Genomic DNA, 26,761 nt, shown 5'->3' with positions numbered 1-26,761 from the left:
CTATGAAGCCCGGATCGACGTCTCCAGCGGCATGATACAACTCGCCATGGCAAGCCTGCTACTCCGGCGTGTCTGCCACTGAACAGGTTGTCAAACGGACTCTGAGTCTTCGCCAGCCTGAGGGTCACGGCGCCCGGCCGAAAGCCGCGACCTCGGCCTGGAAACCGTCCAGGAAGTCCTGGGCGAGGGTGGAGAGCGACCGCTGGGCCGAGCGCAGCACGGCCATCTCCACCTGGATGCGCGGCTCGAAGGGGCGGACGACCGCGCCGAAGCCGGCGTATTCCTCCGCCGTGAAGGGATCGACGATGGCGACGCCGGCCCCGGCGGCGACCATGGCGCAGGCAATCATCGTCAGCTGCGTTTCGATGCGCAGCTTGCGGTTGACGCCCTGGTCGGCGAAGACCGCGTCGATCCGGTAGCGCAGCAGCGTCGATTGCCCCAGCGAGATGAAGTTCTCGCCCGCAAAGTCCTTCGGTTCCAGATGGCTCTTCTCGGCCAGCGGGTGATGGCTGGGCACGACGGCGACGGCCGGGACGGGCGGCAGCTTCTCGCTCAGCACCGTTCCGTGCTCCACCGGCGTCTGCCCGAAGCCCAGTTCGCACTGCCCCGCCGCCACCCAATCCAGCACCTGGGTCGAGCTGCTGCCCCACAGCGACACGTCCACGCGCGGGCGCTGGTCCAGGAAGCGGGCCACGAAGCGCGGCAGGAATCCGATCGCGAGCGCCGGCATGGCGGCGACGCGCAGGGTGCCCGACCGGCGCGCCTGCAGGTCGCGCGCCGCCTGCTCGATCCGCTCCAGCCCGACGAAGGAGCGTTCCACCTCCTGATAGAGCGCCAGCGCCTCGCTGGTCGGGGTGATCCGCGACCCGCGCCGTTCGAACAGGGTCAGCTTCACCGCGTATTGAAGATCGGCGATCAGGCGGCTGACCGCCGGCTGCGAGATGTTCAGCAGCTCGGCGGCCGAGGTGATGCCGCCGGTCAGGATGACGGCGCGGAAGGCTTCGATCTGGCGGGGGTTGAGCACGCGGCGGTCCGTCCGGAATGGGTCTTGCGCGTTGCAGCATAACATTTCGGCATGGAATCCCCCAGCAATTCGATTTGACGATTATATGTTGGGAAGGCGACCCTCTCGGGGTGCGACAAAACGCGCACCGCTGGATGCGCACCGCGCATCCGACCAAAAAACAGGAGAGGGACAGATGCGGGCTTTCGTCTACGGCTTGATGGCAACCGCCGCGCTGTGGTGCGGGACGGCGCAGGCGCAGCAGAAGACGCTCTACGTGGCCGCCTACGGCGGTTCCTTCGAGCAGGTCATGCGCAAGGACGTCATCCCCGCCTTCGAGCAGAAGACCGGCGTGAAGGTCGAGTATGTCGCCGGCAACTCCACCGACAACCTCGCCAAGCTCCAGGCCCAGAAGGGCAACCAGCAGATCGACGTGGCGATCCTGGACGACGGCCCGATGTATCAGGCGGTGGCGCTCGGCTTCTGTTCCGATCTGGCGAAGGCGCCCGTCTACGGCGATCTTTACGATCTGGCCAGGATTCCGTCCAACAAGGCTGTGAACTTCGGCGCCGTCGGCACCGGCATCGTTTACAACAAGAAGGTCTTCGAGGAGAAGAACTGGCCGGCCCCGGCCTCCTGGAACGACATCGAGGACGCCAAGTACAAGAAGAAGCTGGTCATCCCGCCGATCAACAACTCCTACGGCCTGCACGCCCTGGTCATGATGGCGCGCCTGCACGGCGGCAGCGAGAAGAACATCGACCCGGGCTTCAAGGAATTCCGCGACAAGATCAACCCGAACGTCCTGGCCTACGAACCGTCGCCCGGCAAGATGACGGAGCTGTTCCAGAGCGGTCAGGCCGACATCGCCGTCTGGGGCTCGGGCCGGGCCAAGGCGCTGGCCGACACCGGCTTCCCGGCCGCCTTCGTCTATCCGAAGGAGGGCGGCATCGTGCTCGCCTCCGCGGCCTGCGCGATCAACGGCAGCAAGCAGTCGGCCGAGGCCCAGCAGTTCATCCAGCACCTGCTGATGCCGGAAGCGCAGAAGGCGCTGGCCGTCAGCGCAGGCTTCGGCCCGGTGAACAAGACCGTGGAACTGACCCCGGACCAGCAGGTCGGCATCCCCTACGGGCCGGAGCAGATGAACAAGCTGCTGGTCGTCGATTGGGACACCATCAACGCCAACCGCGAGGCCTGGAACAAGCGCTGGACCCGCGAAATCGAGCGCTGACCGCCCGGTTCCCCTCTCCCATCGACGATAGGAGAGGGGGAGAGCAACCGCGCCCTCGCGGAAATGATGGCGCACGGACGTGGAGACGGAACCATGGCCTACCTTGTCCTCGACAACCTGACCAAGCGGTTCGGCCCCTGGCTCGCCGTGGACGGCCTGTCGCTGACGGTCGAGAAGGGGGAGCTGATCTCGCTGCTCGGCCCGTCGGGCTGCGGCAAGACCACCACCCTTCAGATGATCGCCGGCTTCCTTGACCCGACCGGCGGGCGCATCACGCTGGACGGGGCCGACCTGCTGGCGAAGAAGCCCAACGAGCGCGGGCTGGGCATCGTGTTCCAGAGCTACGCGCTGTTCCCCCACATGACGGCGGCGGAAAACGTCGCCTTCGGGCTGGAGATGCGCGGCGTTCCCCGCGCCGACCGCGACCGCATGGTGAAGGATGCGCTTCAGCTCGTCGGGCTCGGCGCCTTCGGCGACCGCTATCCCCGGCGCATGTCCGGCGGCCAGCAGCAGCGCGTGGCGCTGGCCCGCGCCATGGTCATCAAGCCGAGCCTGCTGCTGCTCGACGAACCGCTGTCCAACCTCGACGCCAAGATGCGCGAGGAAATGCAGATCGAACTGCGCCGCATCCAGCGCACCGTCGGCACCACCATGATCCTGGTCACCCACGATCAGGCGGAGGCCATGGCCCTGTCCGACCGCGTGGTGGTCATGAACAAGGGCCGGGTCGAGCAGGTTGCCGCCCCGCAGGAGGCCTACGACCGCCCGGCCAGCGCCTTCGTCGCCAACTTCCTCGGCCGCACGAACCTGCTCCAGGGCGTGGTCAGGCAGGAGGGAGGCGCGCGGCGCATCGACGTGGCCGGCGCCGTCTGGCCGGTCGTCGAGGAGGTGCCCGCCGGCCCCGGCGTGATGACCGTCCGCCCCGAAAAGGTTTCCTTCGTCGGCGAGGCCGGCGTCCCCGGCACGGTGCAGGCCCGCGTCTTCCAGGGCACCCAGTGGCTGTTCGAGGTGGAAACGCCCGCCGGTCAAATGATGGTGATCCGCCAGAACGACGGGCAGACCCTGCCGCAGGAGAACGAGCGCGTGATGGTCGGCTGGCGCCCCGAGGACATGCGGGTGATGGCCGGTCAGGCCGGCGCGTCATGACCGCCGTACCGAACGACGACATGATGACCGACACGACCTCCCCCGCCGCCGCTGCCGCCCCGCCCGCCCCGTCCACGACGGAACGCCCGTCGCCGGTGCCCTATCTGCTGAGCCTGCCGGCGCTGGCGCTGTTCGCGGTGCTGCTGCTGGTGCCGCTGGCGATGACGATGCTGCTGTCGCTGAACAGCTTCGGCTTCTACACCGGCATCCAGGACGTCTGGCAGTTCGGCAACTACATCGACGTCTTCACCGACAGCTATTTCCACGAGATCTTCCTGCGAACCTTCCGCATCGCGGTCGTCGTGACGCTGCTGTCCGCCGTTCTCGGCGCGCCGGAGGCCTACATCCTGCGCCGCATGACTTCCCCCTGGCGGGGCATCTGCCTGCTGATCGTGCTGGGGCCGCTGCTGATCTCCGTTGTGTCGCGCACGCTGGGCTGGGCGCTGCTGTTCGGCTCCACGGGCCTGATCAACCAGGGACTGATGGCGGTCGGGCTGATCGCGACGCCCATCGAGTTCATGTACACGGAAACCGGCGTGATCATCGCGCTGACCCACGTTCTGGTGCCCTTCATGGTGCTGTCGGTGTGGGCGTTGCTGCAGCGGCTCGACCCGCAGGTGGAGAACGCGGCCCTGTCGCTGGGCGCCAAGCCCTTCACGGTGCTGCGCCGCGTGGTGCTGCCGCAGGTCGTCCCCGGCATCCTGTCCGGCTCGATCATCGTCTTCGCGCTGGCGGCCAGCGCCTTCGCCACCCCGGCGATCATCGGCGGGCGGCGTCTGAAGGTCGCGGCGACGCTGGCCTACGACGAGTTCCTGAACACGCTGAACTGGCCGCTGGGCGCCACGGTCGCGATCCTGCTGCTGCTCGCCAACGTGGTCATCATCGTCGGCTGCAACCGGCTGATCGAGCGTCGCTACAAGCAGGTGTTCGAATGAACCGCAACGGCCCCCTCTCCCTCGTCTTCCACGTTCTGTTCCTGGGATTCCTGCTGGCGCCCATCCTGATCGTCTGCGCGGTCGCCTTCACGTCCGAAGGTTACCTGTCGCTGCCGACGCACGGCCTGTCGCTGCGCTGGTTCCGGGCCATCGCGGACAATCCGGAATTCGTGCGCGCCTTCCGGGACAGCCTTGTGGTCGGCGCCCTTTCCTCCACCTTCGCGGTCGCCTTCTCCATCCCGGCGGCGCTGGCCATCGCCCGCCACCGCTTTCCGGGGCGGGAGGCCGTCACGGCGCTGTTCCTGTCGCCGCTGATGGTGCCGCACATCGTGCTGGGCATCGCCTTCCTGCGCTTCTTCACGCAGATCGGGCTGGGCGGCACCTTCGCCGGGCTGGTGCTGAGCCACATCGTGATCATCCTGCCCTTCGCGCTGCGGCTGATCCTGGCGGCCTCCACCGGCATGGACCGCTCCATCGAGAACGCGGCGTCGTCGCTCGGCGCCTCGGCCTGGACGACCTTCCGCCGGGTGACGCTGCCGCTGATCCTGCCGGGTGTCGCGAGCGGCTGGGTGCTGGCCTTCATCAACAGCTTCGACGAGGTGACGATGACCGTCTTCATCGCCTCGCCGGAGACGACGACGCTGCCCGTGCGCCTCTTCCTCTACATCCAGGACAACATCGACCCGCTGGTGGCGGCCGTGTCGGCGGCGCTGATCTTCATGACGGTTGCCGCGATGCTGGTGCTGGACCGCCTGTACGGGCTTGAGCGGCTGCTGGTCGGCCGCGGACAGGAGTAAAGCCAACCATGACCGGACAACAGAGGCCCGAATACGACGTCGCCGTGGTGGGCGGCGGGCTCGTCGGGTCGGCGACCGCCTGGGGCCTCGCGCGGCTCGGGCAGAAGGTCGCGATTTTGGACGAGGGCGACATCGCCGTCCGCCCGTCGCGCGGCAACTTCGCCCTGGTCTGGGTGCAGGGCAAGGGGCTGGGCATGCCCGAATACGCGGGCTGGACCAAGCGCTCCTCCGACAGCTGGACGGAGTTCGCGTCCCTGCTGCGCGACCAGACGGGCATCGACGTGCGTTACGAGCGGCCCGGCGGCTTCATGCCCCTGCTGTCGGAGGCGGAGGTGGAGGCGCGCGCCGCCCAGCTCAGCCGCCTGCACAACCAGCCCTCCATGGTCCGCTACGACTACGAGATGCTGGACCACGCCGCCGTCGCGAAGGAGATGCCCTACATCGGCAAGGACGTGGTGGGGGCGAGCTATTGCCCGCTGGACGGCCACTGCAACTCCCTGAAGCTGCTGCGCGCGCTGCACACCGGGCTGAACCTCGCCGGGGCCGCCTACCTGCCGAACCATCGCGTGGAGCGGATCGAGCACCGCGACGGCGGCTTCCGGCTGCACACCGCCGCGGGCGAGCTGCGGACCGGCAAGATCGTGCTGGCCGCCGGGCACGACAGCGCGCGGCTGGCGCCCATGGTCGGGCTGTCAGCCCCCGTGCGGCCGGAGCGCGGCCATATCATCGTGACGGAGAAGACCGCCCCCTTCCTGAAATTCCCGGTCGGCTTCATCCGCCAGACCGACGAGGGCGGCGTGATGATCGGCGACAGCTTCGAGGACGCCGGCTTCGACACCGCGGTGCGCAACGGCGTGACCTCCACCATCGCGGAACGCGCGATGCGCATCTTCCCGCTGCTGGGCAAGCTGAACGTGGTGCGGACCTGGGCGGCGCTGCGCGTGCTGAGCCCCGACGGCTTCCCGATCTACGAACAGTCGGCGAGCGCGCCCGGCGCCTTCGTCGCCACCTGCCACAGCGGCGTGACCCTTGCCGCCAACCATGCCCTCGCGCTGGCGCCGCACATCGCGGCCGGCGGCCTGCCCGAGGAGTTCACCGTCTTCAGCGCCCGGAGGTTCGATGTTCCAAAGGCTGCCTAACGCGTCCGGCGAGCGCGTGTCCTTCACCATCGACGGACGCCCGGCCGAGGCGCTGTCCGGCGACAGCGTCGCCGCCGCCCTCTTCGCCAACGGGGTGCAGACCTGCCGCAACACGCCGGTGTCCGGTGCCCCGCGCGCGCCCTACTGCATGATGGGCGTGTGCTTCGACTGCCTGGTGACCATCGACGACGTGGGCAACCAGCAGGGCTGTCAGGTGCGCGTGCGCCCCGGCATGCGGGTCGAGACGCAGAACGGCAAGCGGGAGATCGCCCGATGACCAAGCCCTACGATCTTGCCGTGATCGGCGCCGGCCCGGCGGGCCTCGCCGCCGCGACGCTGGCCGCCAAGGGCGGTGTCTCCACGGTTCTGCTGGACGAGCAGCCCGCCCCCGGCGGCCAGATCTACCGCGCCATCACCAACACGCCGGTGCGCAACCCCAGCGTGCTCGGCTCCGACTACTGGCACGGCGCCGATCTGGTGGGGCCGTTCCGCGATAGCGGTGCGGACTACCTGCCCGGCTCGACGGTGTGGAGCGTCTCCCGCAGCCTGGAGATCGGCCTGTCGCGGGAGGGGGCGGCGCGCATCCTGCCGGCCCGCCACATCATCCTCGCCACCGGCGCGCTGGAGCGGCCCTTCGCCATTCCCGGCTGGACCCTGCCGGGCGTGATGGGCGCGGGGGCCGCGCAGATCCTGCTGAAGACCTCCGGCCTTGTCGCGTCGGGCAACGTGGTGCTGGCGGGGACGGGGCCGCTGCTGTGGCTGCTGGCGTGGCAGTATCTGCGGGCCGGGGCGCGCATCGACGCGATCCTCGACACCACCCCGCGCGAGAACTGGCGGCAGGCCATGCCGCACATGACGGCCTTCCTGCGCTCCGGCTACATCGGCAAGGGCCTGAAGCTGCTGCTGGAGGTCCGGCGCAAGGTCAAGGTGATCGACAACGTCACCAGCCTGCGGGCCGAGGGCGACGGGCGGGTTCAGTCGGTCGTCTACCGCCAGGGCGACGGGGCGGAGAAGCACAGCCCGGCGGAAACCCTGCTGCTGCACCACGGCGTGGTTCCCAACATCAACCTCGCCAATGCGATCGGCTGCGCCCAGCATTGGGACGAGACGCAGCGCTGCTGGATCCCGACCGTGGACGGCTGGGGCGCCACGACGGTGGAGGGCGTGTCGCTGGCCGGCGACGGTGCGGGGATCGGCGGCGCGCTGGCGGCGGAGCACCGGGGCCGGCTGGCCGCGCTGGACGCCCTGCACCGCCTGGGCCGCATCGACCGGGACCAGCGCGACCGCGACGCCGTTCCACACCGCGAGGCCCTGGACAAGGCGCAGCGCGGGCGCGTCTTCCTCGACACGCTCTACCGGCCGGGCAAGGACTTCCGCGTGCCGCAGGACGACACCATCGTCTGCCGCTGCGAGGAGGTGACCGCCGGGCAGGTGCGCGAGGCCGTGAGGCTGGGCGCCAGCGGGCCGAACCAGACCAAGTCCTTCCTGCGCTGCGGCATGGGTCCCTGCCAGGGCCGGCTGTGCGGTCCGACCGTGACGGAGGTGATCGCCGACGCGCGCGGAGTCTCCCCGGCGGAGGTCGGCTACTACCGCCTGCGCCCGCCGGTGAAGCCGATCACGCTGGCCGAGCTGGCCTCGCTCCCCAAGAGCGAGGACGAGGTCAACGCCGTGCTGCACCACTGACGGAGCCGCGCGATGTCTCAGCCGGACGTGATCGTCGTCGGGGGCGGCCTGCACGGCTGCTCCGCCGCCCTGCACTTGTCGATGCGCGGCGCCCGCGTGCTGGTGATCGAGAAGGACTACATCGGCCGTCACGCCTCCGGCGTGAACGCGGGCGGGGTGCGCCAGCTCGGCCGGCATGTGGCGGAGGTGCCGCTGTCCGTCGCGTCCATGGCGCTGTGGCACCGCATCGGGGAGCTGGTGGACGACGACTGCGGGTTCGAGTGCCACGGCCAGATCAAGGTCGCCGAGACCGATGCCGAGTTGGAGCAAGGCCGGGCGCGCGTCGCCCAGCTCAACGCGCTGGGCTTCATGCATGAGGAAGTGGTGGACCGGGCGGAACTGCGCCGTCTCGTCCCCGCGATCGCGGAGCATTGCGTGGGCGCGGTCGTGTCCCGCCGGGACGGGGCGGCCATCCCCTACCGCACCACCTTCGCCTTCAAGCGCAAGGCGGAAAGCCTCGGCGCGCGCTTCGCGGAGGGGGCGGCGGTGGTCCGCATCGCGCGCTCCGGCACCGGCTGGCGCCTCGAGACGGCGGACGGCGGGCGGCACGAGGCTCCGGTGCTGGTCAACTGCGCCGGGGCCTGGGCCGACCGCATCGCCGCCCAGCTTGGCGAACCGGTGCCGCTGGAGGCCATTGCGCCGATGCTGATGATCACGGCGCGCATGCCGCCCTTCCTCAAGCCCGTGGTCGGGGCGACCGGCCGCACGCTGTCCTTCAAGCAGTTCCCCAACGGGACGGTGCTGATCGGCGGCGGGCTGCTCGGCCGGGCGGTGCGCGACGAGAACCGGACGGAACTGGACTACGCCAAGCTGTCGGTCAACGCCCGCACGGTCTGGGACCTGTTCCCGATCATGCGCGGCGCCACCGTCGTCCGCGCCTGGGCGGGGATCGAGGCGCGCATGCCCGATGACATCCCGGTGATCGGCCCCAGCGGCACGGAATCCGGCGTCTTCCACGCCTTCGGCTTTTCAGCGCACGGCTTCCAGCTCGGCCCCATCGTCGGGCGGATCACCGCCGACCTCGTGACCGACGGCGCCACCGACCTGCCCATCGAGGCCTTTCGCATCCAGCGTTTCCGCCAAGCGGCGGTCGCCGCCTGACCAGACCCTTTTTCATCAGGAGACAAACCCGTGCCGATTCAGCGCTTCGATTGCGGCCCGCGCATGAGCGAGATGGTCATCCACAACGACACCGTTTATCTGTGCGGCCAGATCGCCGACTTCGACGTCATCGGCGAGGGCACGCTGGACGTGGAAACGCAGACCCGCGACGTGCTGCGCCAGATCGACGCCCTGCTGGCCCGCGCCGGCACGGACAAGAGCAAGCTCCTGACCGCCACCGTCTACCTCGCCGACATGGGCGGCTTCGCGGCTATGAACGCGGCTTGGGACACCTGGGTCGACCGCGCCAACCCGCCCACCCGCGCCACCGTCGAGGCCCGGCTTGCCGGCCCGGAGTACCGGGTCGAAATTCAGGTGATCGCCGCGCGGTAGGGCTTCCCCCAAATCTCTCTACCCTCCGGGGAGAGGGAGCTTTCACAACCACCACAATCCGGGAGCACACCATGAAACGTCTGGCCTTCGGCCTGGCGCTGAGCCTCCTTGCGTCCGTGACGGCCTTATCGGCCGCCCAGGCCGAGGGACCGCCCCTGCGCATCGCGACGGAGGGCGCCTATCCGCCCTTCAACCTGACCAAGCCGGACGGGCAGCTCGGCGGGCTGGAGGTGGAACTGGCGAACGCGCTGTGCGAGCGCATGAAGCGAAGCTGCACCATCGTCGCGCAGGACTGGGACGGCATCATTCCGGGCCTGCTCGCGCGCAAGTTCGACGCGATCATGGCGACCATGAACATCACGCCGGAGCGGGCGAAGACCATCGCTTTCTCCGCCCCCTACATGGTCGTGCCGGCCTATTTCGTGGCGGCGACCAACAGCGGCATCGACGGCACCGCCCAGACCCTGAAGAGCAAGAGCGTCGGCGCCCAGACCTCGACCACCCACTACCGCTACGTCGAAAAGCACTTCGGCAACGCCGTGTCGCTGAAGAGCTACGACACGGCCGGCAACCTGCTGGCCGACCTGAAAAGCGGGCGCATCGACGCCGCCATCACCACCGGCGCCACCGCGTCGGACTGGGTGAAGGCCGACGCGTCGAAGAGCCTTCAGCTGGTCGGCCAGCCGCTGGTCGATGCGGACGTGTTCGGTCCGGGCGTCGGCGTGGGCCTGCGCAAGGAGGACGCCGATCTGAAGAAGGCCTTCGACGCGGCCATCGCGTCGGTCATCCAGGACGGCACGCTCACCCGCATCGCGGCAAAGTACGTGGACTTCTCCGTCACCCCTTGAGCTTTACACTTTAAAAAACGGGAGAGACCTGTGGTTCAGCGCATCGAAAAGACCAAGATCATGCACCGCGTCGTGGTGCACAACGGCATCGCCTTCCTGGGCGGCATCATCGCCGACGACGTCAGCGTCGGCATGCAGGAGCAGACCGCCCAGATCTGCAAGAAACTGGACGCGGTGCTGGCCATGGCCGGCTCGGACAAGACGAAGCTGCTGTCCGCTCAGCTTTTCATCACCGACATGAAGGCGAAGGACGCCATGAATGCCGCGTGGCTGGAATGGCTGGACGGCAACGACCTGCCGGCCCGCGCCACCATCGGCGTGGCCGATCTGGGCGATCCGTCCATCCTGATCGAAGTGGTGGTGACGGCGGCCGTCTGACGGCTATGGTGGCGGGCTCCCGGTTTCGGGGGCCCGCCCGCGCCAGGGGCGGTGGTGACTTCAGAAGGGTTCAGGGATGCCGGTGACCATCGACGACATTCGCGCCGCCGCCGCGCGCATTTCCGGCCGCATCGGCCGCACGCCGTTCCTGCGCTCCGAGACGCTGTCGCTGATCACCGGCGCGGAGGTGTGGGTCAAGCTGGAGAATTTGCAGTTCACCGCCTCCTTCAAGGAGCGGGGCGCGGCCAACCGGCTGCTGCTCCTGTCGCCGGAGGAGCGGCGGGCCGGCGTCATCGCCATGTCCGCCGGCAACCACGCGCAGGCCGTGGCCTACCACGCCAAGAAGCTGGGCATCGCCGCGACCATCGTCATGCCGCGCTTCACGCCCTTCGTGAAGGTGAAGCGCACGCGCTATCACGGCGCCACCGTCATTCTGGAAGGCGACACGCTGGCGGAAGCCGCCGCCTTCGCCCATGAGCTTGCCCGGCGCGAAGGGCTGATCTTCGTGCATCCCTACGACGACGACGCGGTCATCGCCGGCCAGGGCACCGTCGTGCTGGAGATGCTGGAGGACGCGCCGGATCTGGATGTCCTCGCCTTCCCGGTCGGCGGCGGCGGGCTGGCCGCCGGGGCTGCGGTCGCGGCGCGGGCGCTCCGTCCGGAATTGGAAGTGGTTGGGGTGGAGGTGGAAACCTACCCGGCCGCGGCACAGCGCCTCGCCGGCCAGCCGGTTCAGGTCGGCGGCGCCACCGTGGCGGAGGGCATCGCCGTGCGCGACGTGGGCGAACGCCCGATGGACATCCTGCGCGAGCACGGCTGCACCGTGGAGATCGTGCCCGAAGCGATGATCGAACGCGCCATCGCCATGCTGATCGAGGTGGAAAAGACCGTCGCCGAAGGCGCCGGCGCCGCCGGCCTCGCCGCGCTGCTGACCCATCCGGAGCGGTTCCGCGGCAAGCGGGTCGGCCTGATCGTGTCCGGCGGCAACATCGACACGCGCACCCTGGCGAACGTCCTGATGCGCGGCTTCGCCCGCGACGGCCGGCTGCTGAACCTGGAGGTGGACGTGGCCGACCAGCCCGGCGCGCTGGCGCAGGTCACGCGCATCGTCGGCGAAAGCGGCGGCAACATCGTGGAGGTGCAGCACCAGCGGCTGTTCGGCGCCTTCTCCGTCAAGTCGGCCGAAGTCGCGCTGCTGATCGAGGTCGAGGACGAGGCGCACGGCGCCCGCGTCGTCACGGCCCTGCGGCAGGCCGGCCTCTCCGTGCGGAACGCCGGCGCGCCCGAGATCGCTCCGCCCTCCTCCGTCTGAGGGCTTTGGATGCACAGATTTCGCAAGCACGGTAAGTGGCTGATTAGCAATCAAAAGCCCCTCTCCCTTGAGGGGAGAGGGGTTGGGGTGAGGGTGGCAGCCGGCCTATGGCCGGCCGGATTTCTTCCCGCTCTTCGAGCGGTAATGACCCCTCATCCCAACCCTTCTCCCCCAAGGGGAGAAGGGCTTTTCGCATGTCAGGCGGATTGAAAATCCGCTGAGAGCCTTGGCGGACTCCCGCTCCCTCGCTCAATTGCATTCCCGTCAAAAGATCAGTGAATTTATCAACAATCCCCATAAATCCGATAGCCTATTGACAATCCAGCCGTGAGGCTTCCTGAATAGGTGGCCTGCGTTGTTATAAGGGCTCAAACAACGCACTCGGATTGTTCAATGCGCCGGAAAGGCGCGCTGGAGGGAAAAGAATGAGGACTGGAACGGGTTCGTGGCTGCGCCGGGCCGGCGTGGCGGGTGGCATGGCGCTGGCGTTGCTGTCGTTCGGCGCCTCGGCGGCCGAGAAGATCAAGCTCGGCGTCATGGGTGGTGCCGAGGAGCAGATCGCCGAGGTGGCGAAGAAGGTCGCGGCCAAGAACGGGCTGGACGTGGAGCTGATCACCTTCTCCGACTACGCCATCCCCAACGCCGCCCTGGATTCCGGCGATCTGGACGCGAACGCCTTCCAGCACAAGCCGTATCTGGACGCGCAGATCCAGGCGCGCGGCTATCACATCGTGCCCATCGGCTACACGATCGTCGAGCCGATGGGGCTTTATTCGCGCAAGGTGAAGAGCATCGCCGACCTGAAGCCCGGCGCCAAGATCGGCATCCCGAACGACCCGTCGAACGGCGGCCGCGCGCTGAACCTGCTGGCGGCGAACGGGCTTTTGAAGATCAAGGAGGGCAAGGGCCTGACGCCCAGCGTGCTCGACATCGCCGAGAACCCGCGCAAGCTGGATCTGGTGGAGATCGAGGCGCCGCAGCTGCCGCGCGCGCTCGACGACTTCGACGGTGCGGTGATCAACACCGACTTCGCCGTGAACAGCGGCCTCCACCCCGCCAAGGACGCCCTGATCCAGGAGCCGCGCCAGGGCAACCCCTACGGCAACTTCATCGCCGTGCGCGAGAAGGACAAGGACCGGCCGGTCTTCAAGACGCTGGTCAGCGCCTACCAGTCGCAGGAGGTGAAGGACTTTCTGGAGACGCAGTTCAAGGGCGCCATCCTGCCGGCTTGGTAAAACAGCCTTGCAAACAGGAAGCGCCCCCGGGTGCGGAACCCGGGGGCGTTTCTTTTTTCTTCCGTGGAGTGTGACCGGATCAGTCGGCGCCGGCACCGGCCGGGGTCGCGCCGATCATCGTGGGCTTGGCGCGCTGGCCCAGCACCAGGGCGACGACGGCGAAGGCGGTGAGGTCGAAGACCGAGAGGCAGGCGAACAGCGGCTCATACCCGATGGTGTTGGCGAGCTGGCCGATGATCAGGGAGAAGATCATGCCGCCGAGGTAGCCGGCCATGCCACCGAAGCCGGTCGCGGTGGCGACGTCCTGCTTCTCGAAGGTGTCGGTGACCAGGGCGTAGAGCAGGCTCGACAGGCACTGGTGGGCGAAGGCGCCCAGGGAGAACAGGAAGATCGCGGTGATCGGGCTGGCGGCGAAGCCGATCAGCGCCGGGCCGATCATGCACACCGCGCCGATGCCGACGCCGGCGATGCGCGAGTTGACCAGCGACATCTTGAAACGCTTCGCGAAGAACGGCGACAGGTAGCCCGACACGATGCAGCCCAGGTCGCCGAACAGGAAGGGCAGCCAGGCGAACAGGGCGAACTGCTTGATGTCCATGCCGCGCGTGCTGACCATGTACAGCGGGATCCAGAAGCTGAAGGTCTGCCACGCCGGCTCGGTCAGGAAGCGGGCGGCGGCGATCGCCCAGAACTTGCGCTGGACCAGCACCGCCTTCATCGACGGCTTGGGCAGCGGGACCTGCTCCTGGCCGTCGAGGATGTAGCTGTGCTCCTCCTTGGTCAGGCGCGGGTGGTTCTCCGGGTTGCGGTAGAGCGACACCCAGATCAGCGACATGGCGACGCCGAGCAGGCCGGTGACGATGAAGGCGGCCTGCCAGCTCCAGGTGACCGAGATCCAGATGACCAGCGGCGGGGCGACCATGGCGCCGACGGAGCTGCCGGTGTTGAACCAGCCCGTGGCGATGGAGCGCTCGCGCGCCGGGAACCACAGGGTCGAGGTCTTGACGCCCGACGGCATGGCCGCCGCTTCGCTGACGCCGAGCAGGCCGCGGAAGAAGGCCATCGACTGCCAGCCGCCGGCGAAGGCGTGCAGCGCCGCCGCGGTGCCCCACAGGAAGGCGAACATGAAGTAGCCGAACTTCAGGCCGATCAGGTCGGTGATGTAGCCGGCGATCGGCTGCATCAGGCTGTAGCAGAGCTGGAACGCGCTGACCACGAAGGAGTACTGCTCGGTCGAGAAGTGCAGCTGTTCCTTCAGCGTCGGCGCCAGGATGCCCAGCGTGTTGCGGTCGATGTAGTTGACGATGGTGCCGAGCATGACCAGGGCGAGGATTTGCCACCTCAAGCCGCGGATCTTCTTCATGTTGTCCTCACTTGGCTGCCGTTCGACAGCGCCATGATGCTCGCCGGCTGGCCCGGCAGGGGCTTTTCGGCGGATGTTGCGATGGTGTCCTGCGCCCATGATAGCGCTGCGATCGCCGTTGGCTCGTTATATTAATATATCAGTTAGCGACGCAAGCACGATTTCGGGTCACGGTGATGTTCGACCAAAATGTCGCATGCGAAGGAAGGCCGGGGGCCGGTGCGCCGGTCGGGACGCCCGCCCCCCGGCCCCCAGGATCAGGAAAATGGAGTCAGCGGGAGTGGACCAGCGCCACGGCCTTGCGGTCGGCCGCCTTGGCGGGAGCATCCCCTTCCTCCGACGGTTCCGCGTAGGCCCGGCCGTAGTAGCTGTCCAGCAGCAGCTGCCGGATTTCGGCGACCAGCGGGAAGCGCGGGTTGGCGCCCGTGCACTGGTCGTCGAAGGCGGCTTCCGCGATGGCGTCCAGCTTGGCCAGGAACTCCGCCTCCGGCACGCCGGCGGCCTGAATGGACGGCGGGATGTCGAGCGTGCTCTTCAACTCCTCCACCCAGGCGATCAGCTTCTCCACCCGCTCATGGTCGCGGTTGCCGCCGAGGCCGAGGTGTTTGGCAATCTCCGCGTAGCGGGCCACGCCCTTGGGCCGGTCGTACTGGCTGAAGGCGGTCTGCTTGGTCGGGATGTCGGCCGCGTTGTAGCGGATGACGTTGGCGATCATCAGCGCGTTGGCGAGGCCGTGCGCCAGATGGAACTCCGCCCCCAGCTTGTGCGCGATGGAGTGGCAGACGCCGAGGAAGGCGTTGGCGAAGGCGATGCCGGCGAGACTGGCGGCGCTGTGCACCTGCTCCCGCGCCTTCGGGTCTTTGGCGCCGTTGACGTAGGCCGAGGGCAGATGCTCCTTCAGCAGCTTCAGCGCCTGGAGCGCCTGCCCGTCGGTGTACTCGTTCGCCAGGACGGAGACGTAGGCCTCCAGCGCGTGGGTCACGGCGTCGATGCCGCCGGCCGCCGTCAGCGACTTCGGCATGTCCATGACGAGGTTGGCGTCGAGGATCGCCATGGTCGGCGTCAGTTCATAGTCGGCGATGGGGTACTTGATCCCCGTGCGCTCGTCGGTCACCACGGCGAAGGGCGTCACCTCCGACCCCGTGCCCGAGGTGGTCGGGACGGCGACGAACTGCGCCTTCACGCCCAGCTTGGGGAAGGTGTAGATGCGCTTGCGAATGTCCATGAAGCGCAGCGCCAGATCCTCGAACGCCACGTCCGGCGCCTCGTACATCACCCACATGATCTTGGCCGCGTCCATGGGCGATCCGCCGCCCAGCGCCAGGATCACGTCCGGCTGGAAGGCGTTGGCGAGCGCCAGGCTGCGCCGCACCACGGCCAGCGTCGGGTCGGCGCTCACCTCGAAGAAGGTCTCCACCGCCAGCCCCAGGGACTTCAGGATGCGCACCGTCTCGTCGACATGGCCGTTCTCGAACAGGAAGCGGTCGGTGACGATCAGGCAGCGCTTCTTGCCGCGCAGTTCCTCCAGCGCGAAGGGCAGGCAGCCGCGGCGGAAGTAGATGGACTTCGGCAGCTTGTGCCACAGCATGTTCTCGGCCCGCTTGGCGACGGTTTTGCGGTTCAGCAGATGCTGCGGCCCGACATTCTCCGAGATGGAGTTGCCGCCCCACGAGCCGCAGCCGAGCGTCAGCGACGGCGCCAGCCGGAAATTGTAGAGGTCGCCGATGCCGCCTTGGCTAGAAGGCGTGTTGATCAGGATGCGCGCCGTCTTCATGCGGTCGCCGAAGACCCGGATGCGCTCCGGCTGCTGGTCCTGGTCGGTGTAGAGCACCGACGTGTGGCCGATGCCGCCCAGCGCGACCAGCGCCGCCGCCTTGTCGCAGGCCTCCGTGAAGTCCTTGGCGCGGTAGAGCGCCAGCGTCGGCGACAGCTTCTCGTGCGCGAAGGCCTCGTCGTTGGTGACGTCGGTGACCTCCGCGATCAGCACCTTGGTGGTGACCGGCACGGCGATGCCGGCCATCTCCGCGATGGTCCGCGCCGACTGGCCGACGATGGCGGCGTTCAGGGCGCCGTCCTTCAGCAGCACCTTGCGCACCGCCGCCGTCTCCTCCGCCGACAGGATGTGGCCGCCGTGGTGGGCGAAGCGGTCGCGCACCGCGTCATAGACCGCGTCCACGACGATGGCCGACTGCTCCGACGCGCAGACCACGCCGTTGTCGAATGTCTTGGACATGAGGATGGAGGCGACGGCCCGCTTGATGTCGGCGAACTCGTCGATCACGGCCGGCGTGTTGCCCGCACCCACGCCAATGGCCGGCTTGCCCGACGAATAGGCCGCCCGCACCATGCCCGGCCCGCCGGTGGCGAGGATCAGGTTGATGTCCGGGTGGTGCATCACCGCGTTCGACAGCTCCAGCGACGGCTCGTCGATCCAGCCGATGATGCCTTCCGGCGCGCCGGCCTCCACCGCCGCCGCGAGCACCAGCCGGGCGGCCTCGCAGGTGGCCTTGCGGGCGCGCGGGTGCGGGGAGAAGACGATGCCGTTGCGCGTCTTCAGGCTGATCAGCGCCTTGAAGATGGCCGTGGAGGTCGGGTTGGTCGTCGGCACGATGGCGCAGATCAGGCCGACCGGCTCGGCGATCGTCATGATGCCGTATTCGGGATCCTCTTCCAGGATGCCGCAGGTCTTCTCGTCCTTGTACTTGTTGTAGATGTATTCGGACGCGAAGTGGTTCTTGACGACCTTGTCCTCCATCACGCCCATGCGCGTCTCTTCCACCGCTAGCTTGGCCAGCGGGATGCGTGCGTTGGCGGCGGCGAGGGCGGCGCTGCGGAAGATGCGGTCCACCGTTTCCTGCGGGAAGTCGGCGTAGATCCTCTGCGCGTCCTTGACCCTGGCGACGAGGTCGTTCAGTTCGGCGAGCGTGGTGACGGGCATTCTGTTCTTTCGCCCCGGACGGGGCGCCTCAACCTGGGGCGCGCGGCGGATCGCGTCGATCCGGGCACCGGGCTGAAGCCGGCGAGCGCGCGCGGGGATGGCCGAAACCGCGGGAACCATGGTTAACGACCGTTGGATGGGCCGACTATGGTGTCGGACCGCCAGCGCCCGCGTGACACAGGTCAAGGCCCATGCCCGTGGCCCCTTCATGTCACAGCGGATTGCGCCATACCGTTGCCATGGCCGGGCATGACCTCATAGGCGCTAACTTTGGCCGTTCGGTGTTGCCCGCCACAGCAACCACCATTCCGTCCCGTCATCCCCGCGAAGGCGGGGATCCAGCCCGTCCAAGCACTTATGTGCGGAGCTTTCTGGATCCCCGCCTTCGCGGGGATGACGATGGAGAGGCGGCAGAAGCCCCATTCAGTCGCGCAACGGTTGGTCCTGGCGCCTATGGGGCTCAACAGCATCACATCCTTTTTTGCCCCCTGGGGCCTTTTTGCGGCTCGCCTCACATCTCCTTTGCAATCCGAACTGATATACTAGTATAATACGCTCCCAGACGACTTCTGGGGCAAAGGATACCCGGATCATGACGCATTATGTCGAACTCCGGCGTGAGAATTTCCGCACGGCCGTCGATGGCCGGCCGGTGGACCTGTTCACCCTGCGAAACCGCAACGGCATGGTGGTGCGCGTCACCAACTACGGCTCGAAGATCGAGCAGCTGCTGGTCCCCGACCGCGACGGCGCACTCGGCGATGTGGTGCAGGGCTATGAGACCATCGATCAGGTGATGAACGGCCAGCCCTCCATGGGCTCCTTCATCGGGCGCTATTGCGGGCGCATCGCCGGCGGACGCTTCACGCTGGACGGGGTGGAGCACCACACCAGCGTCAACGCCCCGCCGAACACGCTGCACGGCGGCCAGCGCGGTTCGCGCTTCCGCGTCTTCGACGCGCGTCAGCTCGACGAGTCCAGCCTGGAGCTGACCTACGTCTTCCAGGATGGGGAGGAAGGCTTTCCCGGCACCCTGCCCGTCCGCCTCGTCTATTCGGTGGGTGAGGACAACGCGCTGACCATCGCCTGGACCGCTGTGGCGGCCGACAAGACGACGGTCGCCAACTTCACCGACCACACCTTTTTCAACCTGTCCGGCGACGCCGGCGCCTCGATCCTCGACCATGTCGCGACGATCAACGGCGGCCGCTATCTGTCGCTGGACGAGACGGCCGTGCCGACCGGCGCGATGGTGGACGTGACCGGCACGCCGCACGACTTCCGCACGCCCACCGCCTTCGGCGCGCGCATCGGCGCCGACGACCCGATGCTGGCGCTCGGCAAGGGCTACGACCTGCATTACGCGGTGGACAAGCCGGCGGGCGCGCTGGGCCTGCACGCCCGCGTCCTGCACCCCGGCAGCGGCCGCACCCTGGAGGTCCGCTCCACCGAACCGGGCGTGCAGCTCTACACCGGCAATTTTCTGGAGGGCAAGGCGCCGCGCGACCTGGGCAAGGGCAACACCCTGTACGGCCGCCACAGCGCCTTCTGCCTGGAACCCTCGCACTTTCCGAACGCGGTCAACCTGCCCGGCTTCCCGTCCACCGTGCTGACGCCCGGCCAATGGTACGCGGGCCGCATCGTCTACGCCTTCGGCGTCGCCTGACGCCCTTCCCCTTTCCCTCGCGGAGCTTGCTTCGACATGACCACTGGAAAACCGATCCGGCGCTTTCGGCAGACGAAGATCGTCGCCACGCTGGGGCCGTCCTCCTCCTCCCCCGCCATGATCCGGTCCCTGTTCGAGGCCGGCGTGGACGTCTTCCGCCTGAACTTCAGCCACGGCTCCCACCAGGACCATGGGGAGCGCGTGCGCGCCATTCGCGCGCTGGAGCGGGAGCTTGAACGCCCCATCGCCATCATGGCCGACCTGCAAGGCCCGAAGCTGCGCCTCGGCAAGTTCGCCAACGGCCCGGTGGAGCTGACGGTCGGACAGAGCTTCCGCCTGGACCTCTCGGCGGAGCCGGGCGACGCGCGCCGTATCGGCATGCCGCATCCGGAGATCTTCGCCGCTCTGACGCCGGAGACCGACCTGCTGCTGGATGACGGCAAGGTGCGGCTGCGCGTGGTCGCCTGCGGTCCCAACTTCGCGGAGACCATCGTGGTCGCCGGCACCCGCCTGTCGGACCGCAAGGGCGTCAACGTGCCGGACGTGGTGCTGCCGCTGTCGCCGCTGACCGCGAAGGACCGCGCCGACCTCGTCTTCGCGCTCGACCAGGGGGTGGACTGGGTCGCCCTGTCCTTCGTGCAGCGGCCGGAGGACGTGGCGGAGGCGCGCAAGCTGATCGACGGCCGCGCCGCCTTGCTGTCCAAGCTGGAAAAGCCGCAGGCCATCCAGCACCTGCCGCGCATCGTGGAGCTGTCGGACGGCGTCATGGTGGCGCGCGGCGACCTGGGCGTGGAGATGCCGCCGGAGGACGTGCCCAGCATCCAGAAGCGCATCGTGCGCGAGGCGCGGCTGGCCGGCAAGCCGGTGATCGTCGCCACGCAGATGCTGGAATCCATGATCTCCGCCCCCGCCCCGACCCGTGCGGAAGCCTCGGACGTCGCGACCGCCATCTTCGACGGCACCGACGCGGTGATGCTGTCGGCGGAGACGGCGTCGGGCGCCTACCCGATCGAGGCGGTGTCGATCATGGACCGCATCGCCCGGCGCGTGGAGACGGATCCGACCTACCGCACCATGATGGACGCCCAGCACGCCGACCCGCAGGAGACGGCGGCCGACGCCATCACCGCGGCGGCGCGGCAGGTCGCCCACACCATCCACGCGGCGGCCATTGTCACCTACACCACCAGCGGCTCCACCACGCTGCGCGCCGCGCGCGAGCGGCCGGAGGTGCCGATCCTCTGCCTGACCGCCACCGTCGCGGCGTCGCGCCGGCTGGTGCTGGCCTACGGCGTGCACAGCGTGCTGACGGAGGACATTCAGAACTTCTCCGACATGGTGCACAAGGCGGCGCGCATCGCCTACGCCCACGGCTTGGCCGAGGACGGGCAGCGGCTGGTCATCACGGCCGGCGTTCCCTTCGGCATGCCCGGTTCCACCAACATCCTGCGCATCGCCTGGGTGGAGCGGCCCAGCCGTCCGGCGGGCTCCCACGCGCGGGACGTGCAAGAGGCCCCGTCCGTTCAATTGACCCCGGTCATGGCCGGGGGTGACGATTGACCTAGGATCGGCACCGCGCCGATGCCGCAGCAGCGCGTGCATCGGCGCCTTTTTTGCGAGGTGCCTGTCATGCTCAGCCCGTTGTTCCAGAGCCATCCGGAGTTCCAGTCCGGGACCGCCGCGTCCGTGCGCGGCTGGGTCCATTCGGTGGAGACCGGCGGCACCGTGGACGGCCCCGGCCTGCGCTACGTCCTGTTCCTGGCCGGCTGCCCGCTGCGCTGCCAGTACTGCCACAACCCCGACACCCGCCACATGCACGACGGCGCGCCGTCGCAGTCGTCCGACGTGCTGGCGGAGATCGCCACCTACGCCGATTTCCTGCACCGCGCGCATGGCGGCCTGACCATCTCCGGCGGGGAGCCGCTGGTCCAGCCGGAGTTCTGCGCGGCCATCTTCCGCGGAGCCAAGGAATTGGGTCTGCACACGGCACTCGATACGTCGGGCTTTCTGGGGGCGCACGCAGACGACCATCTGCTGGCCGATGTCGATCTGGTGCTGCTGGACATCAAGGCTTTCAAAGAATTCACCTACCGCGCCGTCACCGGCGTGCCGCTGCGCCCGACGCTGGAGTTCGCCGAGCGGCTGAGCCTGATGGGCAAGCCGATCTGGCTGCGCTACGTGCTGGTGCCCGGCCTGACCGACGACTTGACGGAAATCGACGGGCTGGCCGAATTCGCCGCCGGGCTCGGCGTGGTGGAGCGGGTGGACGTTCTGCCCTTCCACAAGATGGGCGAATTCAAATGGCGCGAGCTGGGCCTGCCCTACACGCTCGCCGACACGGAGCCTCCCTCCGCCGAACTGACCGGGCACGTGCGCGACCTGTTCCGCGCGCACGGCCTGCATGTGGCGTGAGGAGAAGGGAACAAGGATCGAAACGATGGATACGCATGACTTGCCGGGGATCGAACCGAAGTCTTCCGTAACCCCGCCTCCCACGCTCGCCCCCACGCTTGATGCGCTGATGCCCGATGCCATTGCGCTGGCCGCCGAGAATCTGGGCGTCAAGAAGGCCCATTACGATACCGCGACGCTGTTCGCGCTGGCCGTCCTGGCCGGCGCCTTCATCGCGCTGGGCGGGCTGTTCGCCACCGTCGCCATGTCGGGGGCGGAGGGCATCCTGTCCTACGGCGTCACGCGGCTTCTGGGCGGGCTGGTCTTCTCGCTGGGGCTGATCCTGGTCATCGTCGGCGGCGCGCAGCTGTTCACCGGCGACGCGCTGATGGTCATGGCCTGGGCCAGCGGCCGGATCAAGACCACCACCATGTTGCGCGTCTGGACGACCGTGTGGATCGGCAACTTCGTCGGTGCGGCCGGCACGGCGCTGCTGGTCTTCCTGTCCGGGCAATACACCTTCGGCCACGGCGCGGTCGGCGCCTCCGCACTCTATTTCGCCACGGCGAAGAGCGGACTGCCGACCGGTCAGGCCTTCTTCCTGGGCATCCTGTGCAACGTGCTGGTCTGTCTGGCGGTGTGGCTGGCGCTCGGCGCGCGCAGCGTGACGGACAAGATCCTCGCCATCGTCTTCCCGGTCAGCGCCTTCGTCGCGGCGGGGTTCGAGCACTGCGTGGCGAACATGTATTTCGTGCCGCTCGGCCTGCTGATCGAGTATGGCGCGCCGGACGCCTTCTGGCACGACCTGGGGCGGAGCGCCCCGGCGATTCCCGTGGGGCATTTCCTCGTCAACCTCGCCGCGGTGACGCTGGGCAACTGGGTCGGCGGCGCGGTGCTCGTCGGCGCCGTCTACTGGTTCATCTACCGCCGCCCGAGCCGCCTCGCCGGGCGCTGACGCCGAACCGCATGGGCGCCGGCGGGCTGCGACAAAGTGTCCATACCCGCCGGAGCCGCTGTTGGTCACTGGCAAGACAACTAATATATCAGTACACATACAGCGCGCGCCCGGCCAGTCCCGCACCGGGCGCTTGCATGAGAGACCGCGCGACGCGCCGTCCGCCTTCCGACAGGAACCCGGACAACAGGACCCAGGATAAGGCGCGCACCGGGAGGAATCGGCTGAAACGGGCAGCACGCCTACGTCATTTCCACCGGAGTACCGAACAATGACTCCCAATGGTGAACTCGTCGGTGACGGCCATGCGGCCCCGACCGAGAACGTCACCTTCGACGAGATCCGGATCGGCCAGACGGCCAGCCTGACGCGCGAGCTGACGCTCATGGACGTCGAGCTGTTCGCCACCGTGTCGGGCAACATCAACCCGGCCCATCTCGACGCGAAGTTCGCCGCCGACAGCCGCTACCAGAAGGTCATCGGGCCGGGCATGTGGTCCGGCGCGCTGATCTCCGGCGTGCTCGGCACCAAGCTGCCGGGTGCGGGCACCATCTACGCCGGCCAGGACCTGCGCTTCCGGCTGCCGGTCGGACTGGGCGACGTGGTCACGGCCACCGTGACCGTCACGGAGAAGCGGGACGACCGGAACATCGTCGTCTTCGACTGCCTGTGCACGAACCAGAACGGCGAGACCGTCGTCACCGGCACGGCGGAGGTGATCGCGCCGACCCGCAAGGTCCGCCGCGCCGCCCACGAGCTGCCGCAGGTCCAGATGATCCGGCACGACAAGCACGATGCGCTGCTGCGCAAGTGCGACGGCCTGGACCCCGTACCGACCGCCGTGGCGCATCCCTGCGACGAAAGCTCCCTGCGCGGCGCGGTCGAGGCGGCGGAGGCCGGCCTGATCGAACCGATTCTGGTCGGCCCGGCGGCGAAGATCCGCGCGCTGGCGGCCATCCATGGCCTGGACATCGCCCGTTTCCGCGTCGTGGACGTGGAGCACAGCCATGCGGCGGCGGCCACCGCCGTGGCGCTCGCCCGCAACGGCGAGGCCGAGGCGGTGATGAAGGGCAGCCTGCACACCGACGAGCTGATGGCCGAGGTCGTCCGCAAGGAAACCGGGTTGCGCACGTCGCGCCGCATCAGCCACGTCTTCGTGATGAACGTGCCGACCTACCCGCGCGCCCTGCTGATCACGGACGCGGCGATCAACATCTACCCGACGCTGGAAGACAAGGTCCACATCGTCCAGAACGCCATCGATCTGGCGAAGGTGCTGGGCGTGGAGACCCCGCGCGTGGCGATCCTGTCGGCGGTGGAAACGCTGAACCCGAAGATCGCGACGACGCTGGAGGCGGCAGCACTCTGCAAGATGGCCGACCGCGGCCAGATCACCGGCGGCATCCTCGACGGCCCGCTGGCCTTTGACAACGCCATCAGCGCGGAGGCCGCGCGCATCAAGGGCATCGCCTCCCCCGTGTCGGGGCAGGCCGACATCCTGCTGGTCCCGGACCTGGAGGCCGGCAACATGCTGGCCAAGCAGCTGTCCTTCCTCGCCAACGCCGACGCCGCCGGCATCGTGCTGGGCGCCCGCGTGCCGGTCATCCTGACCAGCCGCGCCGACAACGTCCGCACCCGTCTGGCGAGCTGCGCCGTCGCCGCCCTGGTGGCCGCCTCGCGCCGCCGCGCCGCCACCACTCTCGCCGCCGAGTGAGGACCGAACCATGTCAATCAAACACACGGGCCAACAGGCGGGGCAGCGCGACGCCTACCTCGTCATCAACGCGGGCTCCTCCAGCCTGAAGTTCTCGGTCTTCTGCGGGGCCGGCAAGGCCGACCTGGAGGCTGTTCTCAGCGGCCAGATCTCCGGCATCGGCACCGAACCGCGCTTCGAGGCGAAGGACGCCGCCCGCCATGTGCTCGCCAGCGGGACCGTGGACGACGTCGGCCCCGGCGACCGCGCGGCCCTGCTGGGCTTCCTGCTCACCTGGATGCGGCACGAACTGAAGGACACGCGGCTGGTCGCGGCCGGGCACCGCGTCGTGCACGGCGGCACCCGCTTCGCCAAGCCGGTCCGCATCACGCCGGAAGTGCTGGCCGATCTGGCCGCGCTGGTGCCGCTGGCGCCGCTGCACCAGCCCCACAACGTCGCCGCCATGACCGCGCTGGCCGAGGTCTATCCGGAGCTGCCGCAGGTCGCCTGCTTCGACACCGCCTTCCACCAGACGCGCCCCTGGCAGGCGCAGACCTTCGCCATCCCCCGCGAACTGACGGAGGAGGGGGTGCGCCGCTACGGCTTCCACGGCCTGTCCTACGAATACATCGCGCAGCGCCTGCCGCAGATCGCGCCGGAGCTGGCCGACGCGCGGGTGGTCGTCTGCCACCTCGGCAGCGGGTCGAGCCTGTGCGCCATGCGCGCCGGGCGCAGCGTGGACACCACCATGGGCTTCACCGCCCTGGACGGCGTGCCGATGGGCACGCGCCCCGGCTCCATCGACCCCGGCGTGCTGATCTATTTGATGCGCGAAAAGGGGATGGGCGCGGACGAGATCGAGAAGCTGCTCTACCACAAGTCGGGCCTGCTGGGCGTGTCCGGCGTCTCCAACGACATGCGGGCGCTGCTGGATTCCGAAAGCCCGCAGGCGGCCGAGGCGGTGGAGTTGTTCTGCTTCCAGGTCGCCAAGCAGGTGGCGGCGCTTGCCGCCTCCATGGGCGGTCTGGACGCCGTGGTGTTCACGGCCGGGGTGGGCGAGAACTCCGCCCCGGTGCGGGCGCGGGTGACCGAAAAGCTGGGCTGGCTTGGCCTGACGCTGGACGGCGCGGCGAACCGGGCGCGGGCGACGCGCATCTCGGCGGCCGAAAGCCGCATCCCGGTCTTCGTCATCCCCACCGACGAGGAGCGCATGATCGCCAGCCACACGCTGGACATCCTGGCGCCCGCGACCTCCGCCCACAGCCTGTTGCCGGTCGCCGCCGAATAAGCAACCTCCGTCGCGGCGAGATCCCCGCGAAGTCACACAGCCCGGCGGGCATTCGGCCCCATGATGCCGGGTCTTGATGTTGCGGCCCGCCGCCCCCGACCCGGTTCCCCCGACCCGGTTCCGTGGGGGCGGCGCGACGCGGCGGCGCGGTCAAGGGCGCCGCGCGGTTCCGCTTCCTGGAGGCGTTCGGAAGCGGACGACAAAGGAAGACCACCATGGAAATCCTGTATCCCGTCCTGTATCTGGCCGGACTGGCGCTGTTCGTCCTGGGCCTGCACGAGTTGCCGAAGGCCGAAACGGAACGGCGCGGAAACAGCTGTCTTCTCGCCAGCGTCGTCAGCTTCGCCGTCCTCATCGCCGCCGGCCTGACCGGCAACGTCGCGGATCATGCCGTTCTGGAGCTTATGGCCGGCCTGGCGATCGCCATGGCGGCGGTCGTCACCCTCAACCAGCGCGTCCTGAAAGGCCGCCATCCGGACCTGCCCAAAGCCACCCTGAAGTGAGCGGTTGCGGGGTTTTCCTACGATTTGCCAATTGACCGGTTCGAACCGTTTGTTCGTATAACGGATCCGGCATCAACGGAGAGAACCGATCATGATCCATGGCGATCCCCCCAGCGCCCGGAACACGCCCCAACCGGTTCGGGGGAAAAGCGCATGACGCGGCAGGACCGGATGGAGGGATCGGACAATGCAGGGGGCACAGTCTCCCCCCTGCCGCCCGCGGCTTTCCGGGTCGAGAGGCCGATCCGCTTCTCGCATTGCGACCCTGCGGGGATCGTGTATTTCCCCGTCTATTTCGACATGTTCAACGGGGTCGTGGAAGACTGGTTCACCTTCGGCCTTGGCCTGAACTACGCGGCCATGGTCCTGGAATCGAGGATCGGCCTGCCCATCGTCCACGCCGAATGCGATTTCCTGCGGCCGAGCCGGATGGGGGAGATGCTGACGCTCGGCGTTCTCGTCGAACACATCGGGCGGCGGTCCCTGGGCCTGCGGATCATCGGGCAGAAGGACGATGTGGTCCGGCTGTCCGGCCAGCTCACGGTGGTGACGACGCAACTCGACGGCTTCGCGGGCATTCCGATCCCGGACGCCCTGCGGACCACGCTGGAGGCCTACCGCGACGCCTGCAACGCCTGAGCAGAAAAGGCCCCGGCCCGGAGTCCAAGGCATCCGGGCCGGGGTTCGCAGGCGTTCGGGGCGGGGTAGGCGCCCCGAACGCTTA

Annotated in this window: 24 protein-coding genes; 21 read left to right on the top strand and 3 right to left on the bottom strand. The window is 68.5% G+C overall.

The genetic code is table 11. The features are described 5' to 3' along the window. Positions 1-124: 124 nt before the first annotated feature. Positions 125-1,024 (bottom strand): LysR substrate-binding domain-containing protein, encoded by a 900-nt coding sequence (locus tag ACSVC7_RS07135; protein ID WP_448203962.1) that lies wholly within the window; start codon positions 1,022-1,024, stop codon positions 125-127. A gap of 175 nt (positions 1,025-1,199) precedes the next feature. On the opposite strand from ACSVC7_RS07135, the gene ACSVC7_RS07130 reads away from it, so the two are divergent. The 13 genes from ACSVC7_RS07130 (at position 1,200) to ACSVC7_RS07070 (ending at position 13,240) form a co-directional block, all read left to right on the top strand. Further along, on the top strand, positions 1,200-2,234 hold the full coding sequence (locus ACSVC7_RS07130) for an ABC transporter substrate-binding protein (RefSeq protein WP_448203961.1): 1,035 nt from the start codon (positions 1,200-1,202) through the stop codon (positions 2,232-2,234). 93 nt (positions 2,235-2,327) lie between these two features. After that, a complete protein-coding gene (locus ACSVC7_RS07125) occupies positions 2,328-3,380 on the top strand; it encodes an ABC transporter ATP-binding protein (protein ID WP_448203960.1) in 1,053 nt (350 codons plus the stop codon). After that, positions 3,377-4,315 (top strand): ABC transporter permease, encoded by a 939-nt coding sequence (locus tag ACSVC7_RS07120; RefSeq protein ID WP_448203959.1) that lies wholly within the window; start codon positions 3,377-3,379, stop codon positions 4,313-4,315. The genes ACSVC7_RS07125 and ACSVC7_RS07120 overlap by 4 nt, the downstream gene beginning before the upstream one ends. Beyond that, positions 4,312-5,112, top strand: a complete 801-nt coding sequence (locus ACSVC7_RS07115) for an ABC transporter permease (protein ID WP_448203958.1) — start codon at positions 4,312-4,314, stop codon at positions 5,110-5,112. Before ACSVC7_RS07120 ends, ACSVC7_RS07115 begins: the two co-directional genes overlap by 4 nt. A gap of 8 nt (positions 5,113-5,120) precedes the next feature. Further along, entirely contained in the window at positions 5,121-6,251 is a 1,131-nt protein-coding gene (locus ACSVC7_RS07110) for an NAD(P)/FAD-dependent oxidoreductase (protein ID WP_448203957.1), read from the top strand. Continuing rightward, entirely contained in the window at positions 6,232-6,528 is a 297-nt protein-coding gene (locus tag ACSVC7_RS07105) for a (2Fe-2S)-binding protein (protein WP_448203956.1), read from the top strand. The genes ACSVC7_RS07110 and ACSVC7_RS07105 overlap by 20 nt, the downstream gene beginning before the upstream one ends. Further along, positions 6,525-7,934, top strand: a complete 1,410-nt coding sequence (locus ACSVC7_RS07100; RefSeq protein WP_448203955.1) for an FAD/NAD(P)-dependent oxidoreductase — start codon at positions 6,525-6,527, stop codon at positions 7,932-7,934. The genes ACSVC7_RS07105 and ACSVC7_RS07100 overlap by 4 nt, the downstream gene beginning before the upstream one ends. 12 nt (positions 7,935-7,946) lie before the next feature. Next, positions 7,947-9,074: an NAD(P)/FAD-dependent oxidoreductase gene (locus ACSVC7_RS07095; protein WP_448203954.1), complete on the top strand. Its 1,128-nt coding sequence runs from the start codon at positions 7,947-7,949 to the stop codon at positions 9,072-9,074. 30 nt (positions 9,075-9,104) lie between these two features. Continuing rightward, positions 9,105-9,467 carry a RidA family protein gene (locus ACSVC7_RS07090; protein ID WP_448203953.1) on the top strand — a complete coding sequence of 121 codons (363 nt, stop codon included), beginning with the start codon at positions 9,105-9,107 and terminating at the stop codon, positions 9,465-9,467. A gap of 71 nt (positions 9,468-9,538) precedes the next feature. Further along, positions 9,539-10,315, top strand: a complete 777-nt coding sequence (locus tag ACSVC7_RS07085) for a transporter substrate-binding domain-containing protein (protein WP_448203952.1) — start codon at positions 9,539-9,541, stop codon at positions 10,313-10,315. A 30-nt stretch (positions 10,316-10,345) separates the two neighbouring features. Continuing rightward, complete coding sequence (locus tag ACSVC7_RS07080) at positions 10,346-10,693, top strand: RidA family protein (protein WP_448203951.1); 348 nt, start codon at positions 10,346-10,348, stop codon at positions 10,691-10,693. A gap of 76 nt (positions 10,694-10,769) precedes the next feature. Continuing rightward, positions 10,770-12,005 (top strand): threonine ammonia-lyase, encoded by a 1,236-nt coding sequence (locus ACSVC7_RS07075; protein WP_448203950.1) that lies wholly within the window; start codon positions 10,770-10,772, stop codon positions 12,003-12,005. 425 nt (positions 12,006-12,430) lie between these two features. Beyond that, complete coding sequence (locus tag ACSVC7_RS07070; protein ID WP_448203949.1) at positions 12,431-13,240, top strand: MetQ/NlpA family ABC transporter substrate-binding protein; 810 nt, start codon at positions 12,431-12,433, stop codon at positions 13,238-13,240. Between the two features lie 79 nt (positions 13,241-13,319). Here the strand turns inward: ACSVC7_RS07070 and ACSVC7_RS07065 are convergent, their stop codons facing one another. Then, entirely contained in the window at positions 13,320-14,603 is a 1,284-nt protein-coding gene (locus ACSVC7_RS07065; RefSeq protein WP_448203948.1) for an MFS transporter, read from the bottom strand. A gap of 271 nt (positions 14,604-14,874) precedes the next feature. Next, positions 14,875-17,541: a bifunctional acetaldehyde-CoA/alcohol dehydrogenase gene (gene adhE, locus ACSVC7_RS07060; RefSeq protein ID WP_448203947.1), complete on the bottom strand. Its 2,667-nt coding sequence runs from the start codon at positions 17,539-17,541 to the stop codon at positions 14,875-14,877. A gap of 592 nt (positions 17,542-18,133) precedes the next feature. Here adhE and ACSVC7_RS07055 point away from each other — a divergent pair. The 8 genes from ACSVC7_RS07055 to ACSVC7_RS07020 all read left to right on the top strand — a co-directional run bounded on the left by ACSVC7_RS07055 (position 18,134) and on the right by ACSVC7_RS07020 (position 26,676). Continuing rightward, complete coding sequence (locus ACSVC7_RS07055; RefSeq protein WP_448203946.1) at positions 18,134-19,207, top strand: aldose epimerase family protein; 1,074 nt, start codon at positions 18,134-18,136, stop codon at positions 19,205-19,207. Positions 19,208-19,243: 36 nt separating this feature from the next. Further along, positions 19,244-20,767 (top strand): pyruvate kinase, encoded by a 1,524-nt coding sequence (gene pyk, locus ACSVC7_RS07050; protein WP_448203945.1) that lies wholly within the window; start codon positions 19,244-19,246, stop codon positions 20,765-20,767. Positions 20,768-20,836: 69 nt separating this feature from the next. Then, on the top strand, positions 20,837-21,619 hold the full coding sequence (gene pflA, locus ACSVC7_RS07045) for a pyruvate formate-lyase-activating protein (protein ID WP_448203944.1): 783 nt from the start codon (positions 20,837-20,839) through the stop codon (positions 21,617-21,619). A 109-nt stretch (positions 21,620-21,728) separates the two neighbouring features. Next, a complete protein-coding gene (locus tag ACSVC7_RS07040; protein WP_448203943.1) occupies positions 21,729-22,553 on the top strand; it encodes a formate/nitrite transporter family protein in 825 nt (274 codons plus the stop codon). 271 nt (positions 22,554-22,824) lie between these two features. Next, complete coding sequence (locus ACSVC7_RS07035; protein WP_448203942.1) at positions 22,825-24,267, top strand: bifunctional enoyl-CoA hydratase/phosphate acetyltransferase; 1,443 nt, start codon at positions 22,825-22,827, stop codon at positions 24,265-24,267. A gap of 10 nt (positions 24,268-24,277) precedes the next feature. After that, on the top strand, positions 24,278-25,534 hold the full coding sequence (locus tag ACSVC7_RS07030; RefSeq protein WP_448203941.1) for an acetate/propionate family kinase: 1,257 nt from the start codon (positions 24,278-24,280) through the stop codon (positions 25,532-25,534). A gap of 215 nt (positions 25,535-25,749) precedes the next feature. Next, positions 25,750-26,037: a hypothetical protein gene (locus ACSVC7_RS07025; protein WP_448203940.1), complete on the top strand. Its 288-nt coding sequence runs from the start codon at positions 25,750-25,752 to the stop codon at positions 26,035-26,037. A gap of 153 nt (positions 26,038-26,190) precedes the next feature. Beyond that, positions 26,191-26,676, top strand: coding sequence for an acyl-CoA thioesterase (locus tag ACSVC7_RS07020; RefSeq protein ID WP_448203939.1), 486 nt, complete (start codon positions 26,191-26,193; stop codon positions 26,674-26,676). Positions 26,677-26,761 lie beyond the last annotated feature (85 nt).

It is taken from the genome of Azospirillum mesophilum (assembly GCF_053470405.2).
The sequence above is the reverse complement of the archived record's forward strand: the minus strand, read 5'-3'. Positions and strand labels throughout refer to the sequence as shown.

What these genes read in the sequence shown, in the direction of transcription:
- ACSVC7_RS07130 (WP_448203961.1), top strand. Translation starts at nt 1,200, where the DNA reads ATGCGGGCTTTCGTCTACGGCTTGATGGCAACCGCCGCGCTGTGGTGC.
- ACSVC7_RS07125 (WP_448203960.1), top strand. Translation starts at nt 2,328, where the DNA reads ATGGCCTACCTTGTCCTCGACAACCTGACCAAGCGGTTCGGCCCCTGG.
- ACSVC7_RS07120 (WP_448203959.1), top strand. Translation starts at nt 3,377, where the DNA reads ATGACCGCCGTACCGAACGACGACATGATGACCGACACGACCTCCCCC.
- ACSVC7_RS07115 (WP_448203958.1), top strand. Translation starts at nt 4,312, where the DNA reads ATGAACCGCAACGGCCCCCTCTCCCTCGTCTTCCACGTTCTGTTCCTG.
- ACSVC7_RS07110 (WP_448203957.1), top strand. Translation starts at nt 5,121, where the DNA reads ATGACCGGACAACAGAGGCCCGAATACGACGTCGCCGTGGTGGGCGGC.
- ACSVC7_RS07105 (WP_448203956.1), top strand. Translation starts at nt 6,232, where the DNA reads ATGTTCCAAAGGCTGCCTAACGCGTCCGGCGAGCGCGTGTCCTTCACC.
- ACSVC7_RS07100 (WP_448203955.1), top strand. Translation starts at nt 6,525, where the DNA reads ATGACCAAGCCCTACGATCTTGCCGTGATCGGCGCCGGCCCGGCGGGC.
- ACSVC7_RS07095 (WP_448203954.1), top strand. Translation starts at nt 7,947, where the DNA reads ATGTCTCAGCCGGACGTGATCGTCGTCGGGGGCGGCCTGCACGGCTGC.
- ACSVC7_RS07085 (WP_448203952.1), top strand. Translation starts at nt 9,539, where the DNA reads ATGAAACGTCTGGCCTTCGGCCTGGCGCTGAGCCTCCTTGCGTCCGTG.
- ACSVC7_RS07075 (WP_448203950.1), top strand. Translation starts at nt 10,770, where the DNA reads ATGCCGGTGACCATCGACGACATTCGCGCCGCCGCCGCGCGCATTTCC.
- ACSVC7_RS07070 (WP_448203949.1), top strand. Translation starts at nt 12,431, where the DNA reads ATGAGGACTGGAACGGGTTCGTGGCTGCGCCGGGCCGGCGTGGCGGGT.
- ACSVC7_RS07065 (WP_448203948.1), bottom strand. Translation starts at nt 14,603, where the DNA reads ATGAAGAAGATCCGCGGCTTGAGGTGGCAAATCCTCGCCCTGGTCATG.
- adhE (WP_448203947.1), bottom strand. Translation starts at nt 17,541, where the DNA reads ATGCCCGTCACCACGCTCGCCGAACTGAACGACCTCGTCGCCAGGGTC.
- ACSVC7_RS07055 (WP_448203946.1), top strand. Translation starts at nt 18,134, where the DNA reads ATGACGCATTATGTCGAACTCCGGCGTGAGAATTTCCGCACGGCCGTC.
- pyk (WP_448203945.1), top strand. Translation starts at nt 19,244, where the DNA reads ATGACCACTGGAAAACCGATCCGGCGCTTTCGGCAGACGAAGATCGTC.
- pflA (WP_448203944.1), top strand. Translation starts at nt 20,837, where the DNA reads ATGCTCAGCCCGTTGTTCCAGAGCCATCCGGAGTTCCAGTCCGGGACC.
- ACSVC7_RS07040 (WP_448203943.1), top strand. Translation starts at nt 21,729, where the DNA reads ATGCCCGATGCCATTGCGCTGGCCGCCGAGAATCTGGGCGTCAAGAAG.
- ACSVC7_RS07035 (WP_448203942.1), top strand. Translation starts at nt 22,825, where the DNA reads ATGACTCCCAATGGTGAACTCGTCGGTGACGGCCATGCGGCCCCGACC.
- ACSVC7_RS07030 (WP_448203941.1), top strand. Translation starts at nt 24,278, where the DNA reads ATGTCAATCAAACACACGGGCCAACAGGCGGGGCAGCGCGACGCCTAC.
- ACSVC7_RS07025 (WP_448203940.1), top strand. Translation starts at nt 25,750, where the DNA reads ATGGAAATCCTGTATCCCGTCCTGTATCTGGCCGGACTGGCGCTGTTC.
- ACSVC7_RS07020 (WP_448203939.1), top strand. Translation starts at nt 26,191, where the DNA reads ATGACGCGGCAGGACCGGATGGAGGGATCGGACAATGCAGGGGGCACA.